The organism is Echinicola pacifica DSM 19836 (assembly GCF_000373245.1).
Taxonomy (GTDB): domain Bacteria; phylum Bacteroidota; class Bacteroidia; order Cytophagales; family Cyclobacteriaceae; genus Echinicola; species Echinicola pacifica.
Map to the genome: position 1 here is coordinate 409,085 of NZ_KB890754.1, position 15,730 is coordinate 424,814.

General features: G+C 44.4%; 15 protein-coding genes. 9 read left to right on the forward strand and 6 right to left on the reverse strand.

Annotated features, from left to right (window positions below):
* Positions 1-177 precede the first annotated feature (177 nt).
* Both B050_RS0115680 and B050_RS0115685 read right to left on the reverse strand, forming a co-directional pair.
* Positions 178-2,544, reverse strand: coding sequence for a S9 family peptidase (locus B050_RS0115680; protein ID WP_018474894.1), 2,367 nt, complete (start codon positions 2,542-2,544; stop codon positions 178-180).
* A gap of 76 nt (positions 2,545-2,620) precedes the next feature.
* Entirely contained in the window at positions 2,621-2,875 is a 255-nt protein-coding gene (locus B050_RS0115685; protein ID WP_229802455.1) for an Hpt domain-containing protein, read from the reverse strand.
* A gap of 501 nt (positions 2,876-3,376) precedes the next feature.
* Here B050_RS0115685 and B050_RS0115695 point away from each other — a divergent pair.
* Positions 3,377-4,021 carry a DUF7255 family protein gene (locus tag B050_RS0115695; RefSeq protein WP_018474897.1) on the forward strand — a complete coding sequence of 215 codons (645 nt, stop codon included), beginning with the start codon at positions 3,377-3,379 and terminating at the stop codon, positions 4,019-4,021.
* A 107-nt stretch (positions 4,022-4,128) separates the two neighbouring features.
* Here B050_RS0115695 and B050_RS0115700 read toward each other — a convergent pair whose 3' ends face one another.
* Complete coding sequence (locus B050_RS0115700) at positions 4,129-4,746, reverse strand: deoxynucleoside kinase (protein ID WP_018474898.1); 618 nt, start codon at positions 4,744-4,746, stop codon at positions 4,129-4,131.
* Positions 4,747-4,845: 99 nt separating this feature from the next.
* The gene (locus tag B050_RS0115705; RefSeq protein ID WP_026235939.1) at positions 4,846-5,739 is read right to left on the reverse strand and encodes a 3-hydroxyacyl-CoA dehydrogenase family protein; all 894 of its coding nucleotides are present in this window, start codon (positions 5,737-5,739) and stop codon (positions 4,846-4,848) included.
* A gap of 367 nt (positions 5,740-6,106) precedes the next feature.
* Between B050_RS0115705 and B050_RS0115715 the strand changes: the two genes are divergently transcribed.
* Positions 6,107-6,937: a CvfB family protein gene (locus B050_RS0115715; protein ID WP_026235940.1), complete on the forward strand. Its 831-nt coding sequence runs from the start codon at positions 6,107-6,109 to the stop codon at positions 6,935-6,937.
* Here the strand turns inward: B050_RS0115715 and B050_RS0115720 are convergent.
* Positions 6,934-7,293 (reverse strand): arsenate reductase family protein, encoded by a 360-nt coding sequence (locus B050_RS0115720; RefSeq protein WP_018474901.1) that lies wholly within the window; start codon positions 7,291-7,293, stop codon positions 6,934-6,936. The genes B050_RS0115715 and B050_RS0115720 overlap by 4 nt on opposite strands.
* A 100-nt stretch (positions 7,294-7,393) precedes the next feature.
* Between B050_RS0115720 and B050_RS0115725 the strand changes: the two genes are divergently transcribed.
* Both B050_RS0115725 and B050_RS0115730 read left to right on the forward strand, forming a co-directional pair.
* A complete protein-coding gene (locus B050_RS0115725) occupies positions 7,394-7,891 on the forward strand; it encodes a YkgJ family cysteine cluster protein (RefSeq protein ID WP_026235941.1) in 498 nt (165 codons plus the stop codon).
* A 50-nt stretch (positions 7,892-7,941) separates the two neighbouring features.
* Positions 7,942-8,859, forward strand: coding sequence for an ROK family protein (locus B050_RS0115730; RefSeq protein WP_018474904.1), 918 nt, complete (start codon positions 7,942-7,944; stop codon positions 8,857-8,859).
* A 2-nt stretch (positions 8,860-8,861) separates the two neighbouring features.
* Here the strand turns inward: B050_RS0115730 and B050_RS0115735 are convergent, their stop codons facing one another.
* Entirely contained in the window at positions 8,862-9,251 is a 390-nt protein-coding gene (locus B050_RS0115735; protein WP_018474905.1) for a hypothetical protein, read from the reverse strand.
* Between the two features lie 79 nt (positions 9,252-9,330).
* Between B050_RS0115735 and B050_RS23475 the strand changes: the two genes are divergently transcribed.
* Genes B050_RS23475 through B050_RS0115760 form a run of 5 tightly spaced genes read left to right on the forward strand, consistent with a single transcriptional unit; the run spans position 9,331 to position 15,297 of the window.
* Complete coding sequence (locus tag B050_RS23475; RefSeq protein WP_018474906.1) at positions 9,331-9,492, forward strand: hypothetical protein; 162 nt, start codon at positions 9,331-9,333, stop codon at positions 9,490-9,492.
* 31 nt (positions 9,493-9,523) lie between these two features.
* A complete protein-coding gene (locus tag B050_RS0115745) occupies positions 9,524-10,012 on the forward strand; it encodes a hypothetical protein (protein WP_018474907.1) in 489 nt (162 codons plus the stop codon).
* A 36-nt stretch (positions 10,013-10,048) separates the two neighbouring features.
* A complete protein-coding gene (locus tag B050_RS0115750; protein WP_018474908.1) occupies positions 10,049-11,947 on the forward strand; it encodes a DNA topoisomerase IV subunit B in 1,899 nt (632 codons plus the stop codon).
* Between the two features lie 51 nt (positions 11,948-11,998).
* Entirely contained in the window at positions 11,999-14,611 is a 2,613-nt protein-coding gene (locus tag B050_RS0115755) for a DNA gyrase/topoisomerase IV subunit A (RefSeq protein ID WP_018474909.1), read from the forward strand.
* Complete coding sequence (locus B050_RS0115760; RefSeq protein WP_018474910.1) at positions 14,608-15,297, forward strand: TrmH family RNA methyltransferase; 690 nt, start codon at positions 14,608-14,610, stop codon at positions 15,295-15,297. The genes B050_RS0115755 and B050_RS0115760 overlap by 4 nt, the downstream gene beginning before the upstream one ends.
* Positions 15,298-15,730 lie beyond the last annotated feature (433 nt).

Below are 15,730 nucleotides of genomic sequence, written 5' to 3' on the forward strand. Positions count from 1 at the left end.
ATCAGGTAGAGGAGTTTCGTTTTTTTTGCGAAGCAAATAATCTGGCTTCCACCGAAAAAAATGATTGATAGCCTGGGCTTAGGTTTAAGAATAAAAAAATGGAGCCTACATGGGTAAGCTCCATTTGATAAGCAGCCAAATGACTAGCCTCTAAATTGGAGAAGGGTATTGGGCTATTTATTTCTCCAGGAGGGTTTGATTAAATAGCTTAAGTATTCGGGAATATTCATCGGTCCAACTGCTAGGCTCCACAAATCCATGGTCTTCCACAGGGTAAACGGCCATTTCCCAATTGTCTTTTTCCAATTCTATAAGCCTTTGTGACAGGCGGACTACATCCTGAAAGTGCACATTGACATCGATCATGCCATGGGCGATCAGCAGATGGTTTTTTAGGCCTTCGGCAAAGTAAATGGGTGAAGATCGTTTGTAAGCCAAGGGGTCTTTTGTCGGTTCATTGAGGATATTGGAGGTATAGCCGTGATTATAGTGCGCCCAATCCGTAACAGACCTTAGCGCAGCACCTGCCTTAAAGACATCGGGGCTGGTAAATAATGCCATGAGTGTGATGAAGCCGCCATAGCTTCCTCCATAGATTCCGATTCGCTCGGTATCAACACCTTCGGTATCCGCAAGGAATTTTGCCCCATCGATATGGTCGGAGAGGTCCTTGCCCCCCATATGACGATAGATGCCCGTTCGCCAATCTCTACCATATCCAGCACTACCTCGGTAATCGATATCCAATACGGTATATCCCAGGTCGCAAAGTAAGTTATGGAACATATATTCTCTAAAATAGCTGGACCACCATTTATGGGCATTCTGCAGGTAGCCGGCACCATGAACGAAGATCACTGCTGCACCATTCTTGCTGGCCTGCTCCGGGCGGTAAAGCCTTGCATGGACGGCCTCTCCATCCGAGGCTTCAAAGGTGATATTCTCTGGTTTGCGCCAGTCATATTCCTGAAATTCCTCCGACTGCCCCGCAGTGAGTTTTGTAGCGTTACTCTTGGCTTTATTTTCTTTTAGATACAATTCCCAAGGGCGGTTGCTGCTGCTATAGAGAATGGCCAGATGCTTCTCGTCAGGGGACATCGTCACCTGATTGCTGCCTTCCATTTGCGTCAATTTCACCTTCTCACCACCTAATACCGGCATTCTATAAAAATGACGCTCTCCAGGGCCTACCTCCGAGGAGCTGAAATACCAATATTTCTCGTCCTTGGAAAGCTGAGGCGAAAAGACCTCAAATTCTCCTTTGGTCAAGGCTGTTTTTTGCTCCGTGCCGATATCATAAAGGTACAGATGACTGTATCCGGATTCCTCAGATTGGAAATAGATATGCTGCTGGTCTGGCAGCCAGCCCAGGGTGCCGCCGCCAAAGGTATAGCCAATTCCCGGACCTGCCACCCAGGCTTCATCTCGCTGGCGATCGAGCACCTTAAGATCGCCGGTAGGCAAGTCCAATAAGGCGATCCATCGATCCTTATTGTCTGCAGATCGGTAGTTTACTATTGCCTGCCCGTTTTTATTAAATATAGGGCTGGAAGGAAATGTTTTTCTTACTTCTTTGGTCCATTCTATTTCTGGGTAATCCTTGATATAATCAGGCTGATCAGTGATTCCTGAGAGGTTTTCTGATTTTGCCAAATATACGGTGTCATTCTTCAGGTCATAGATTGCGAGCTGCATGCTACGAGGTTCTTGACCCACCTTGGAGCGGGTATCCAAGGCCTTGGTATATCCGGACAGGTCAGTATAGTCTGGCACGAAGGTTTTTTGTGGCTCTTCAGCCGGGCTAGAGAGTATGAAGGTGGCATAATCAGCCTTGGGCGACAGTTGCAAGCCTTGGACTCTTTGATCTCCTGTATAATATTTATAGGGTGATTTGGATTTTATGGCCTCTCTATAGGCTTTGCTGGCCTCCTTATTGCCCGCTCGCTCACGTACGATCTCCAGCAAGCTTTTGTTTTCTGTTGCTAACCACTCTTCTTTTTCTTCCACCTTTTTGGCGGTCTTCTCCGGAGATTTTCCTGAGTTGATATGGGTAAGCTGCCGGATTTGCCCGGTTTGAAGATGGTAAGTGAAGAGGTTTTGGCTGAGCTGAAAACTAATGAGCTCCTCCTCATTTAGGAATTGAGGCTGGGAGATGCGTTCGCTTAGTTGCAAGAGTAGGGTTTCTTTTTGCTTCTTGTTCTCATAAAGGTAGAGGCTGCCATCTTTCGTATAGATTTTCTTCGTTCCCTCCCTATTCTCAAGGGCTTGGGAGGGAATGAGATTATTTTCTTCCTCAGGCTTTACCTTGACGATGGCGCCGGCATTGCGAATCTCTATTTTATATAAGGAATCAGCGGGATCATTTTCAAGATTGTATTTGAAGTAGATGGTTTGACCATCTTCACTCCATTGCACTTGGGAGGGGTAGGTGCCCATCCACTTGGGGTCTTGCATGATTTTACGAACACTCAGGCTGGATTGCTGGGCAGCGGCGGTGAATATTAGTAAAAAAGTAAAAAAGCTTAACAGGTACGTTTTTTTCATATTTGGGATTTTTTCCCAAGATGTAAAAGTAGCTCTTCAAGTGCAAGAATTATTGGGTGAACGGCTATTCGTTTGTTTATATTTCAGAAATAAACTGCTGTACTTCCTGCCTCACGATCTCTAGCTCACTTTTTAACTGAGCATTTTTTTCTGGATAGACTTCCTTTACCCCTTTTTCTATTTCCAATAATAATTGCCGTGTCTGTTGAGCACCCACATATCCCATCGCGGATTTGGCTTTATGCACCTTTATTCTTACCGATTCATAGTCCCCATTTTCATAGAGCTCATCGAGTTGTTCCAGCTCCGGGAGGCTGTTGTTGAGTATCATCTCAAGCATCGGTTTAATTAAATCCGGGTCTTCCCCTAAAAATTGATAGATTACATCTTTGTTTATAATCTGGTACATAGCTTATGAGTTGGGATAGTAATATATTGACTTGATTCCAAGGTGATGTGCTTAGGGCTTATTCCTTAATGTAGGGTAGTATTGATTTAATTTAGTAAATATCGCCTTTTTTTACTGTTATCTTTCACTTAATTTTGGTGAAATTTCGAAGAAAAATAGCTGAAAAGAATGCAATATGAAAACAAAGAAAAAAATATTTCTGGTGGTCAGTATTATTTTTCTAATTATAATGCTGCTAATAGGCTGGGATATATCCAGCAGAACCACCTTTCCGGGTTCTAAGGGGAACCTGAAAGAAAGAATGTTGGAGGAATAGAAATATAAAATGCAGAGAGAGGGGAAGGCCTATTGATCGCACATTTTTGGTGAGGGGATTGTGGCTAAGTGTGATTTAGGAGTAGTTAGAAATTTAATTTAAGAAGTGTGCATCATTTGAAAGTAGCCAATTTGGTCGAGATATTAGTGGCTAATGGCATAGACGTAGAAGAGGATTATAAGTTGGAGGTAAATCCGCGCTTATTGGATGATAGGGCGAAAAGCTTATTAGGCGAGCTGTACCATCAGCTGGGTGGAGAAGGAGAAGCAAAATTACTGGATCGGATGAAATTTGATTTTAAGATCCATGGTTTTCTTTTCGTATATGATGATGCTGTGCACTTTAACCGGTACCGTGCAGGAACTTTCAAGACCAGCATGTATGAGGTATTTACCTATTCCTGGCTAGCCAGCTATAAGCGCCTTTGCCGGACTTATGAGCGTGATTGCTTAAAATCCGGCATGGCGGAGCGTGTATGGAATGGACCGCCAATTGCCAAAAAATGCTTCGGGCAGCCATCAGAGCCGGGGGATTTGGGAGGTGTTGGAGCGCCAGGCTGGAGGCTGAATGCCTATAATGACGCTCAATATGACCTGCTGACTCGCTTGCATGGGTATAAGATGGTCCGTATTCCTATGTATGAAACCATCATGTATGGTGGGAGTCTCAAGAAAATTGACCAACTTTTGGTGCAGCCTAAAGAAGAGCAGCATCAGGCCATTATAGCTTGGCTGCAAAGAAAAACCATCTAATATTCTGATCTTAAGAGATTGGCAGTAGTTAGGGGCAATTTGCCCTTGGACTAATAGACTGGAAGCTGAGGAATCATTTTTTGCCCTCCTATTTTAGGCAGAAAAGCTTAGGAGAATAGCCCGTTGATCTCCCGGTCTATTTGGTTTACGATGAAGCTAAAGTCCTCTGTATTGGCCACAAAATCCATATTGTTTACATCAACAATTAATAATTTGCCCTTATCGTATTGGCTGATCCAATCCTCATAATGTTGGTTGAGATTTTTCAGGTAATTAATGCTGATACTACTTTCATAGTCGCGGCCTCTTTTGGCGATTTGGCTTACCAGTTTGGGGATATCTGCCCGAAGGTAGATCAGCAGGTCAGGGGCTTCGACAAACTCCGTCATGGAGTGAAATAAATTGAGGTAATTCTGATAATCGCGCTCCTCAAAGTTACCTGATTCATAGAGGTTGGAGGCGAAAATATATGCATCCTCATAGATGGTGCGATCCTGTACAGTGGAGTAGTTTGCCGCCTTTATATTTTTAATTTGATTAAAGCGGCTATTGAGGAAATAGATTTGTAGATGGAAGGACCATTTTTTCATGTCAGCATAGAAATCCTCGAGGTAAGGGTTGTCCTCTACATCCTCCAATTCCACTTCCCATCCATAATGTTTGGCGAGTTTGTTCGTCAATGTGGTCTTGCCACAGCCAATATTTCCTGAAATAGCAATATGCATAAATAATGGTTTTATCTATTTTATCCCACGAAACTACGGATTTCTCTGCTTAAATAGCCTTGATTAAGTGCTTTTATTTGGTGTGCTGAGTTTATGAACTTATTGACGGCGGAAGCGTGGAGATACAATAAGCTCCTTACTATTTGGGGAATAGGTATAAAATCCCTCACCTGCTTTGGCGCCCGTGCTTCCTGCGGCCACCATATTCACCAATAAGGGACAAGGGGCATATTTAGGGTTTCCAAAACCCGACTGCATCACCTTCAGAATAAATAGGCAGACATCGAGCCCAATAAAATCGGCTAATTGGAGCGGTCCCATTGGGTGGGCCATTCCCATTTTCATCACCTGATCGATCTCTTCCACGCCTGCCACTCCTTCGTAGAGGCTATAAATCGCCTCATTGATCATGGGCATCAGGATGCGGTTGGCGATGAATCCCGGGTAATCATTTACCATTACGGGGCTCTTCCCTAGGTTTTTGGCTAGGCTCATGACTGTGCTGAGCGTATCCTTAGTGGTACCATATCCTGAGATCACCTCTACCAAGGGCATAATGGGCACAGGATTCATAAAGTGCATGCCGATGACCTTCCCAGGCCGTGAGGTGACACTAGCGATCTTAGTGATGGAGATTGAGGAGGTATTGGTGGCCAATAGGCAATGTGCAGGACAGGCCTGATCCATCTGTCGAAAAAGGTTAAGCTTAAGCTCTTCATTTTCCGTTGTCGCTTCGATGACCATATCTGCGGTCTTTAGGGACTCCTCCAGGGAGGTATAGGTCTGGATTTTGCCTAAGATCGATTGCTTTTGGGAGGAAGGTAGTTTTCCTTTATCAATTTGTCGATCCAGGTTTTTGCCAATGGTCAGCAGGGCTTTTTCCAGTGCTGCTTCATTAATATCATATAAGCTGACGGAGAAATTATATTGCGCCAGCACATGGGCAATACCATTTCCCATCGTTCCTGAGCCTATAACGGTTATATTTTTCATTTTAATTGGGTTTAGCGATTCAGAGATGACAAAATATAAATTAAAAATGGATGAAGCTTAATGCTTAGGTTATTTTTAAAGGAATGACTTCTATGAATATAGGTTAAAAAAGCTTCTCTGTATTTCCGCTACCGCGGTGCGGTCCTTGCTGGCATGATTATTCAGGAATTTCATCCATCGGACAAGTGAAATCTGGAAGCTATATGCAGGGAAATTACTTGTGGCTGGGCTAATGATGATCCAAATTTAATTTTATAAAGGCTGGAAACATCCTTGCATATGGAGGTCATCGTAATAATGCAAACGAAATTGCCCGTCAGGGTGGAGGGTGTTCAATATTTAGCTAACTTTGTGCCTTATGGAAATTATCAAAGAACTTGGTAGGATAACAGTTTTACCGATCAGTCGTTTTACGGCCCATGGGGCTTACCTTACTTTGTCCGAAGGACAGGAAGTATTGCTACCTCAAGGCTACCTGAATGGGGAGGAAAAAGAGGGAGACGAGAAGGAAGTTTTTATCTATACGGATAGTGAGGACCGCTTGGTGGCGGTGACCAATCGCCCTGTAGCTTTATTGGATGAGTTTGCGGTGATGCCTGTGAAGCAGGTGGCGGCAATTGGGGCATTTATGGATTGGGGATTACCAAAGGACCTTTTCGTGCCCGTATCAGAGATGGGGAAGCCCATGAAAGAAGGCGAAAGCTATCTGGTCATGGTTTGTGTGGATTATAGAACCAATCGCTTGATAGGCGTGTCTAAATACCAGGACTTTGTCCTTGCGGATACGGAGGGCTTTGAAGAAGGTCAGGAAGTGGAAGCCTTGATTTTTGAGCGGACTGACCTAGGGTTTAAGGCGCTGATCAACCAGCATTACGAGGGACTGATCTATGGCAACGAGACTTTCACAGGAGTAAGCACTGGAGATCATGTGAAGGCCTTTGTCAAGAAGCGCCGTGAAGATGGAAAGTTGGATTTACAGCTAACGCCGATCGGGCGGCAGAAATATGAAGAAGGGGCAGAAAAAATCCTTGATGCCCTTAAAGACAATCAATTCCTGCCCCTACATGATAAATCATCCCCTGAGGAAATTAAAAGCATTCTTGGGATGAGTAAAAAACACTTTAAACAATCAATTGGGCAACTATATAAAGCTCGCAAGATTGTCATCAAGGAAGATGGAATTAGCTTAGTGGACTAATTAAGCTTAAAGATCTCTCCTGGTTTGATGCAGAGCACCGCTTTGTCGCGTTTGATGGCGATAGGGGCTTTGATGAGATGAGGATATTTCACCAGGATATGAAGCCAGCTTTCTTCATCCCAGGTTTTGCCGGCGATATGGATTTGATATTCTGGATGAGCACGGTTGAGCAGGTCTTTTGCTCGTAGATGAAGCTTGTCCAGAATAGTTCGCCATCCTGTGGTGGTGATTTTCTCCTTTTCGATATTAATTTCATTTACATACCGCGACACCGATCGCGCATACGCCCTGGCCTGCTTGTCGATGCTTTGACCGGGCGTGTAATAGAAGAACAATTCATTTGGATGCATTTTCATGGTCTCTTGGGTTTATGGATACCTACTAAAATACAATAATTTTGGTATAATCCATATGATATTTGGTATTATTTAACTGGAATAATGAAAAAAATAGGTTTTGGAGCAATTTGATCTTGATAATTTTAAGGACAAATCCCAGTCGGATTTTCCTGCTCATAAGAAACTAAGGGCTCGCCTGCGCAAGGTGAAGCCTAAAATGCTGGATCAGAAATTTGAGACAGCCCATGAGGAGCAATTTAAGCGAATGGATTGCCTGACATGTGCCAATTGCTGCAAAACCACCAGCCCGATATTTATCCAGACGGATATCGATAGGCTGGCAAAAAAGCTAAGACTAAAGCCATCGGAATTTATAGACCAATACCTTTATCGTGATGATGAAGGAGACTATGTGCTGCATCAGTCGCCCTGCCCATTTCTGGGAGAGGACAATAAGTGTTTTGTCTATGAGGCCCGCCCAAAGGCCTGCAGGGAATACCCACATACCAATCGTAAAAACATGCATGGCATATTGGGTTTGACGCTACAAAACACCCTGGTATGCCCCGCAGTGTATGAAATCTTTCAAGACTTTTCCAAAGAATTTAGGAAGTAAAGCATTTCGTTTGCTATTTTACGATTCAAAACCTATTAAAACCTTAAACCATGAATAATCAACAAGAGCACTTTTTGGGAGTGGACGTAGGAGGTACCCATCTCAAAATAGGAAAAGTGAGCCTGCAAGGGGAGATTGTTTCTTTTGATAAGGAAGATACCACCTCTTACCGTGAAGACCCAAAGGGCTTTAATGCCTGCTTTGTGGAGGTAATTGGCAAATACCTAAAGAAGTATCCAGATATCCAAAAGGTGGGTATTGGTCTGCCAGGCCTTATTAATAAGGAGCGGACCACCACGCTGGAGATACCAGCCATCCCTGCTTTGGATGGATTTAATCTCAAAGCGGCCTTATTGGAGCAGTATCCAGATAAGTCATTCTGTCTAGAAAATGACGCCTCTGCCGCTGCAATGGGCGAGTATAAATTTGCCTCTTCCAAACCATCTCCAAATTTCCTTTTCATCACCATGGGCACAGGCATAGGCTCTGCGGCAGTGATCGATGGGGAAATCTTCAAGGGAGCCCGTGGTAATGCCATGGAAATGGGACATATGCTTTCCCGAGGCAATGCCCGTTTGGAGACCTTGGTAGGTCGTAATGGCATATTGAACATCCTCGAAAGAATGGTCAATGCCTATCCGGAAAAAATCGGAAGACTGAGGGATCAGGAACTCGGTACGCACCTGCTGGTGGATACCGCAAGGGAGGGAAATGAAGTTTCACTACTGACTTTTGAAGAAGTGGGCGACATCCTTGGCGAGGCCATCGTAAGCACCATCCGAATCCTGGATATCAACGAGGTGTACTTTGGCGGTGGAATATCTGCAGGACTGGAATTTATGATGCCAGCACTGGAGAAGACCGTTCGCCAATACCTGACCCGCTATTATACCCAGGAGGTGCAGCTTCAGAAAGCCACCTTAGGTAATAATGCTGGTACTCTGGGTGCAGCAGCTTTATGCTTCTAGCCTTAGGGATCTAATGTACTAATTGTGACTTCGCTCACTCTATTGATAGCATTTAATCGAAAGAGAACCTTTAGGGGTTCTTTTTCTATTTCTACCCCATCACAGCTCGAGGACGGTTCCAGAAAGTAAAAGAAGAAACTCTGACTCTTATTAAGCAGCTCCACGCGGTCGGGCCTCCCAAAGGTGACAATCAACTCCTGATTGGTGGCTTCCAGGAAATTATTTTTTATATGCTTGATTTCTTCCAGCTGCTCTAATCTCAACCCTCGACAACCATAGCGATCTGATTTCCATTTTTCAAGATCGATATTTCCAGTATCTAGTTTTCTGACGCAGGACTGATTAAGGCAGAGACAACTGATCAAGAGGATAAAAACTAATTTGAATTTCATTGGTCTGTTTTTCTTTTCGTCTCAAAGGTAGGACAAGAAGTCACTATACACCAATTATCTGTCGCTAAAAAGTATGCGTATGCTGGATTTTGATGAGGGCCATGGAAGAATGAGTGAGATGGGAGAAATGTTTGGGGGGAGAGGCTGGAATCAAAATGGCTTTAATTTCAGCTTCTTAGCGATGTTGGGAGGGAGGAAGTCAAAATCTAATGGCTCAGATAAAAGTATTGTACCATCATAACTCTTATATTAGCGGTTTAAAATTCGCATTTATGATTCAACGATTTGCAAAAGCATTCCATTTATTGTCAGTATTGGCATTTATTGTTATTTTCTTATACATCTACGCCGCCTTGCCAGAGATGGTCAAGCTGAAGATAGATACAGAAGGAAACCCCCTTCAATTAATCTCAAGGAACACCTTTTTTTATATAGGCATAGGGCTGTTTATTCTGCTCAATGTGATCCTGATCATCCCCGCCAAGCTCATAGAAAGCGGCGCCTCCTTCAATATGAAGCGTTTATTCCCGAAAGGAGATGTACTTCGTGAATATATCCTAGGCTGGATTTACTCCTTTGTGACGGTGGTAAACTTCAGTATTGTCGTGGTGTCGGTATTCGTCCATCAGCTGAATGGTGTGGCCGATGAGACCGGCGAGCCGTTTGAATTTGGATTATATCTATTACCTGTTTTATTTGTGGTTTGGATCATTATGCTTTTTATCATTCTATCCCGCAAGTTGCAGGAGGTAAGATCGTAAGTGAAGTTTGACAAGGAGAAAAAATAACCGCTAATCATGGCAGAAAAAAACGTTCAATATACCGAAGATAGTATTAGGTCGCTTGACTGGAAGGAGCATATCAGGCTCCGACCAGGGATGTATATCGGGAAGCTTGGAGATGGCAGCGCCCAGGATGATGGGATTTATGTGCTGGTGAAGGAAGTCCTCGATAATAGTATAGATGAGCATATGATGGGTTACGGCAGGACCATCGAAGTGAAGATTTCTGAGCATAAGGTAGAGGTGAGGGATTATGGTCGAGGCATCCCTTTGGGGAAAGTGATAGACTGTGTATCCAAGATTAATACGGGAGGGAAGTATGATTCCGGTGCCTTCCAAAAGTCCGTAGGGCTAAATGGCGTGGGTACCAAGGCAGTCAATGCCCTTTCTGAAAATTTCAAAGTCCAGTCTTACCGTGATGGACAAACTAAGGTGGCGGTATTCGAAAAAGGAGAGCTTATAGAAGACCGCCCGATTACCAGTACTTCGGAGAGAAATGGGACTAAGATCGTCTTTAGCCCAGACTCCAGCGTATTTAAGAATTATCATTTTATCCCCGAATACCTCGAAAATCAGATCTGGAACTATGCCTTTCTGAACGCAGGCCTGACGGTCAACTATAACGGAAAGAAATTCTTCTCTGATAAGGGGCTTCATGATCTCCTGGACAGAAGATTGGATGATGACAGTGAGCGGTACCCGATTATCCACCTCAAAGGCGAGGATATCGAGATGGCGCTTACTCATACCAACCAGTATGGAGAAGAATATTATTCCTTCGTCAACGGGCAATATACTACTCAGGGAGGTACCCACCTAGCCGCTTTTAGAGAAGCACTGGTGCGAGCCATACGGGAATTTTATAAGAAAGATTACGATGCTTCTGATATCCGTCAGAGTATTGCCGGAGCCATAGCCGTGCGGGTTCAGGAGCCAGTGTTTGAGTCGCAGACCAAAACTAAGCTAGGATCACATAGTGTAGGACCTGACGGTCCAACGCTGAGAACCTTTGTGAATGATTTTATCAAAACAGAACTTGATAATTACCTTCACAAAAATCCAGATACCGCCAATGCCATGCTGAAGAGAATCCTTCAATCAGAACGAGAAAGAAAGGAAATCTCCGGCATCAAGAAACTGGCAAATGAAAGAGCCAAAAAAGCTAACCTACATAATAAAAAGCTGAGGGATTGTCGCGTGCATTACGATGATCCAAAAGCCAATGAGGAGGCCAAAAATAACACCATGCTCTTCATTACTGAAGGCGATTCCGCCTCAGGATCCATCACCAAGTCCAGAGATGTGCAGACCCAGGCGGTGTTTTCCTTGCGAGGAAAACCCCTAAACTGCTTTGGGATGACCAAAAAGGTGGTGTATGAAAACGAGGAATTTAACCTTCTCCAGCATGCCCTGAATATTGAGGATGGCATCGAGTCTCTGCGGTATAGGAAGATCGTCATAGCGACAGATGCCGATGTGGATGGGATGCACATTCGCCTGCTGATCATGACTTATTTTCTGCAGTTTTTTCCTGATTTGGTGAAAAATGGGCACTTATACATTCTTGATACGCCTCTGTTTCGTGTGAGGAATAAGAAGGAAACTATTTATTGCTATTCTGATGAGGAGCGACGTAATGCAATTGCGAAGCTGGGAAATAAACCTGAGATCACCCGATTTAAGGGCTTAGGGGAGATTTCTCCCGACGAGTTTGGAGGCTTCATTGGGGAAGATATCCGTCTGGAGCCCATCATCTTAAAGAAGGATACCAAGATAGCTGATTTACTGTCCTTCTTTATGGGTAAAAATACCCCTCACAGACAGAACTTTATTATTGATCGCCTAAAAGTGGAGAAGGATATCGTGGATGATCCTAAGAAAGCAAAGGATAAGGAGGAGACAGAAGCAGCCTAAATAGTGGCGCTCTGCAATCGGAAATGGGCATCGAAAAACGAAATTTAAATTATGAGTGAAATAGATAATACTCCAGAAGAAAACCTCAATGGTGATGCATTACACGAGTCCGTACCGGTAAGTGAAATGTACCAATCATGGTTTTTGGACTATGCTTCTTATGTGATTTTGGAGCGGGCAGTGCCTGCGATCGATGATGGATTCAAGCCAGTACAGCGAAGAATCCTTCACGCCATGAAAGAGATGGATGATGGCCGCTTCAATAAGGTGGCCAATATCATCGGGCAGACCATGCAGTATCACCCGCATGGGGATGCCTCGATCAGTGATGCCATCGTCCATATAGGACAGAAGGAGCTGCTGATCGAAACTCAGGGAAACTGGGGGGACATCCGTACCGGTGATGGTGCCGCCGCCGCCCGATATATTGAAGCCAGACTTTCCAAGTTTGCGCTGGAGGTGGTATTTAACCCCCAGACCACCGAGTGGCAGCTATCCTATGATGGTCGAAAACGCGAGCCGGTTACCCTGCCAGTGAAATTCCCACTACTCCTTGCTCAAGGGGTGGAAGGAATCGCCGTGGGTCTATCCACCAAGATCCTCCCGCATAACTTCTGTGAACTCATCAGCAGCTCCATAGATTTATTGAAGGGAAAGAAATCAAATATACTTCCTGATTTCCCGACAGGGGGATTGGCAGATTTTTCGGAATATAACGAAGGCCTGCGAGGTGGAAGGATAAAAGTGCGTGCAAGAATAGAGGAAGGCGATTCCAAAAGCCTGCTGATCAAGGATATTCCTTTTGGGACCACCACCACCTCGGTGATCGACTCCATCATCAAGGCCAACGATAAGGGGAAAATCAAGATCAAAAAGGTGGTAGATAATACCGCCAAAGATGTAGAAATTCAGGTCTATCTGGCTCCGGGACAATCTCCCGATATGACCATCGATGCCCTATATGCCTTCACTGACTGTGAGGTCTCCATCTCGCCCAATGCCTGCGTGATCGTAAACGAGAAGCCCGTGTTTATGGGTGTGAATGAAATTCTTGCTCATAATACCCAGCAGACCAAAGAACTGCTGAAAAGAGAGCTGGAGATCCGCAAGGGGGAATTGATGGAGAAGATATTATTCTCCTCTCTGGAGAAGATATTTATCGAAAATCGAATATATAGAGATATAGAAGAGTGCGAAACCTGGGAGTCGGTCATAGAGACCATCGACCGGGGATTAGACCCTTATAAGCCGAGCTTCTACCGGGACATTACCACAGAAGATATCGTGAGGCTTACAGAGATCAAAATTAAAAGGATCTCGAGGTTTGATAGTTTCAAAGCCGATGAGCTAATGCGGAAGTTGGAAGATGAGCTCAAGGAAGTGGAGCATCACCTGCAAAACCTCACTGACTATGCCATCAGCTTCTATAAGGAACTACTTAAGAAATACGGAAAAGGCAGGGAACGGAAGACCGAGATTCGGACATTCGACACCATTGAGGCCACTGTGGTGGCTGCCAATAATGCCAAACTCTATGTAAACCGTAAAGATGGATTTGTGGGCTATGGCCTGAAGAAAGATGAGTTTATCTGTGATTGTTCGGATTTGGATGATATCATCGCCTTCAAGTCGGATGGCACCTGTGTGGTGACCAGAATTCAGGATAAGGTTTTTGTGGGCAAAGACATCATTCATGTGGCGGTGTTCCGTAAAGGTGACGAGCGCATGGTTTATAATATGATTTACCTCGATGGCGTTTCTGGCAGAGCCATGGTAAAGAGATTCCAGATTCTCAGTGTCACCAGAGACCGGGAGTATGTGCTCACCAAAGGAACCAAAGGCTCCAAGGTGCTGTACTTTACCCCAAATGCCAATGGGGAGGCGGAGATCGTGACGGTTTACCTGACTCAGGGAAGCAAAGCCCGTGTGAAGGTGTTTGATTTTGACTTCAAGGAAATCGATATCAAAGGCCGTGGGGCAGGAGGGAATATCCTCAGCCGCTATACCATCCGTAAGATACAGCTGAAGATGGAAGGCGTTTCTACCCTTGGCGGACTGGATGTGTATTTTGATGAGGCCGTAGGCCGACTCAATACCGATGAGCGCGGGAAGCTGATCGGTAATTTCCTGGGAGATGATAAGGTCATCGCCTTCTATAAAGATGGCAGCTATGAGCTTACGAGCTACGAACTCACCAATCGCTATGACACCAATACACTGATGTTGATCGAGAAATTTGACCCTCAGGCGGTAATTTCCTGTATTTATTTCGACGGCGTAAGTAAAAATCACTATGTGAAGCGATTCCATGTGGAGACCAGCACTTCCAATAAGAAGTTTAGCTTCATCTCCGATCATCGGAAATCGACGCTGGATATCATATCCACGCATAAACAACCGCAGGTGGAAGTGACCCTTAAGAAGGATAAGGAGACCGAAAAAGTCGAGTACGATCTGGATATGCTTATCGATGTGAAGGGCTGGAAAGCTGTGGGTAACAGACTGACCTCTCATATGGTCAAAAGCATAAAACTCCTAGAACCTATCAAAAAAGAAGAACCCCAAAAAGCTGCGGATGATTCTCTGGAAGTGGGAACGACGATAGACCTAAGTAGCAAAGAGGAGGAGGACGATAAGGATCAGCTTGGATTATTTGGCAAATGATAAACTCGCCCATAGATCATAAATTATTAGACTATTTATCACAGTATGTGACGGATCATAAAAAAGCCAGGATGGAGGAAGTCCTGGCTTTGCGTTCCCGTTATTTTACGGTGGTACTAGAGGATATTTATAAGCCGCATAATGCTAGTGCGGTGATCCGCACCTGTGATTGTTTTGGGGTTCAGGACATCCATATTATGGAAAAAAAGGACCTCTATGAAGTCAATCCATATGTGGTTCGGGGCGCTTCCCAATGGGTGGATATTCATAAATACGAGCCTGAAAAGGAGCATTCAGCAGTGGATGCCTGCTTTGGAAAACTCCGTGAGGAGGGATATAAGATCTATGCCACTTCCCCTCACGGAGATAGCATGCCCCTTCATCAGCTCCAGCCCTCGGAGAAGACCGCCCTGGTGTTTGGCAATGAGCATGCCGGCGTGAGCGATGAGGTAATTGCCAAAAGTGATGGACTGGTCCATATTCCCATGTCTGGCTTCACAGAAAGCTTCAATATCTCGGTAAGTGCCTCCATCTGCCTGTACGACCTTCAGGAGAAAGTAAAACAAAACCTGCCTGCTAATTATTTTTTGGAGGAGCATGAAAAGGAACTCCTACGCTTTGAGTGGTATAAGGGCGTCGTTAAAAATGTGGAGGTGCATATCCGTCAATTCTATGCCAATCAATAAGGCCTTGTTAAGTTTCAATTAAATCTAATGCACTTTTTGTGGCCTGTCTGAGGATTCAGTACTGAGTGATCCCAAACGCACTTTCCGTACTCTATTTTTTATCGGAGACCTAATTTTTAGTATCTATTAGCTTTGGGGCTAGCTGGCCTTTTCTAAACTTTCTATTCCTCTCTGAGCCTGATATTCGTTCTATAAACAAAGAGAAACAATTTGTAAGGAGGTTTAAATTCCGCAGAATATGAGGAATTGCTCCTTTGATAAATCCAGTACGCAAGCCTCCCCAAGCAACACTCCGTCGGGCTGAGGGTGGAGCATACTTTCTTTGGACCTAAATTTAGCTTCCATAACTTTAGCCTTATTGCTTTTCAGAATCTTAACCTAACCAGCCACCCTTGGCTCTGAGTTTTCCATCAATTCCCTATCCATTTATTTT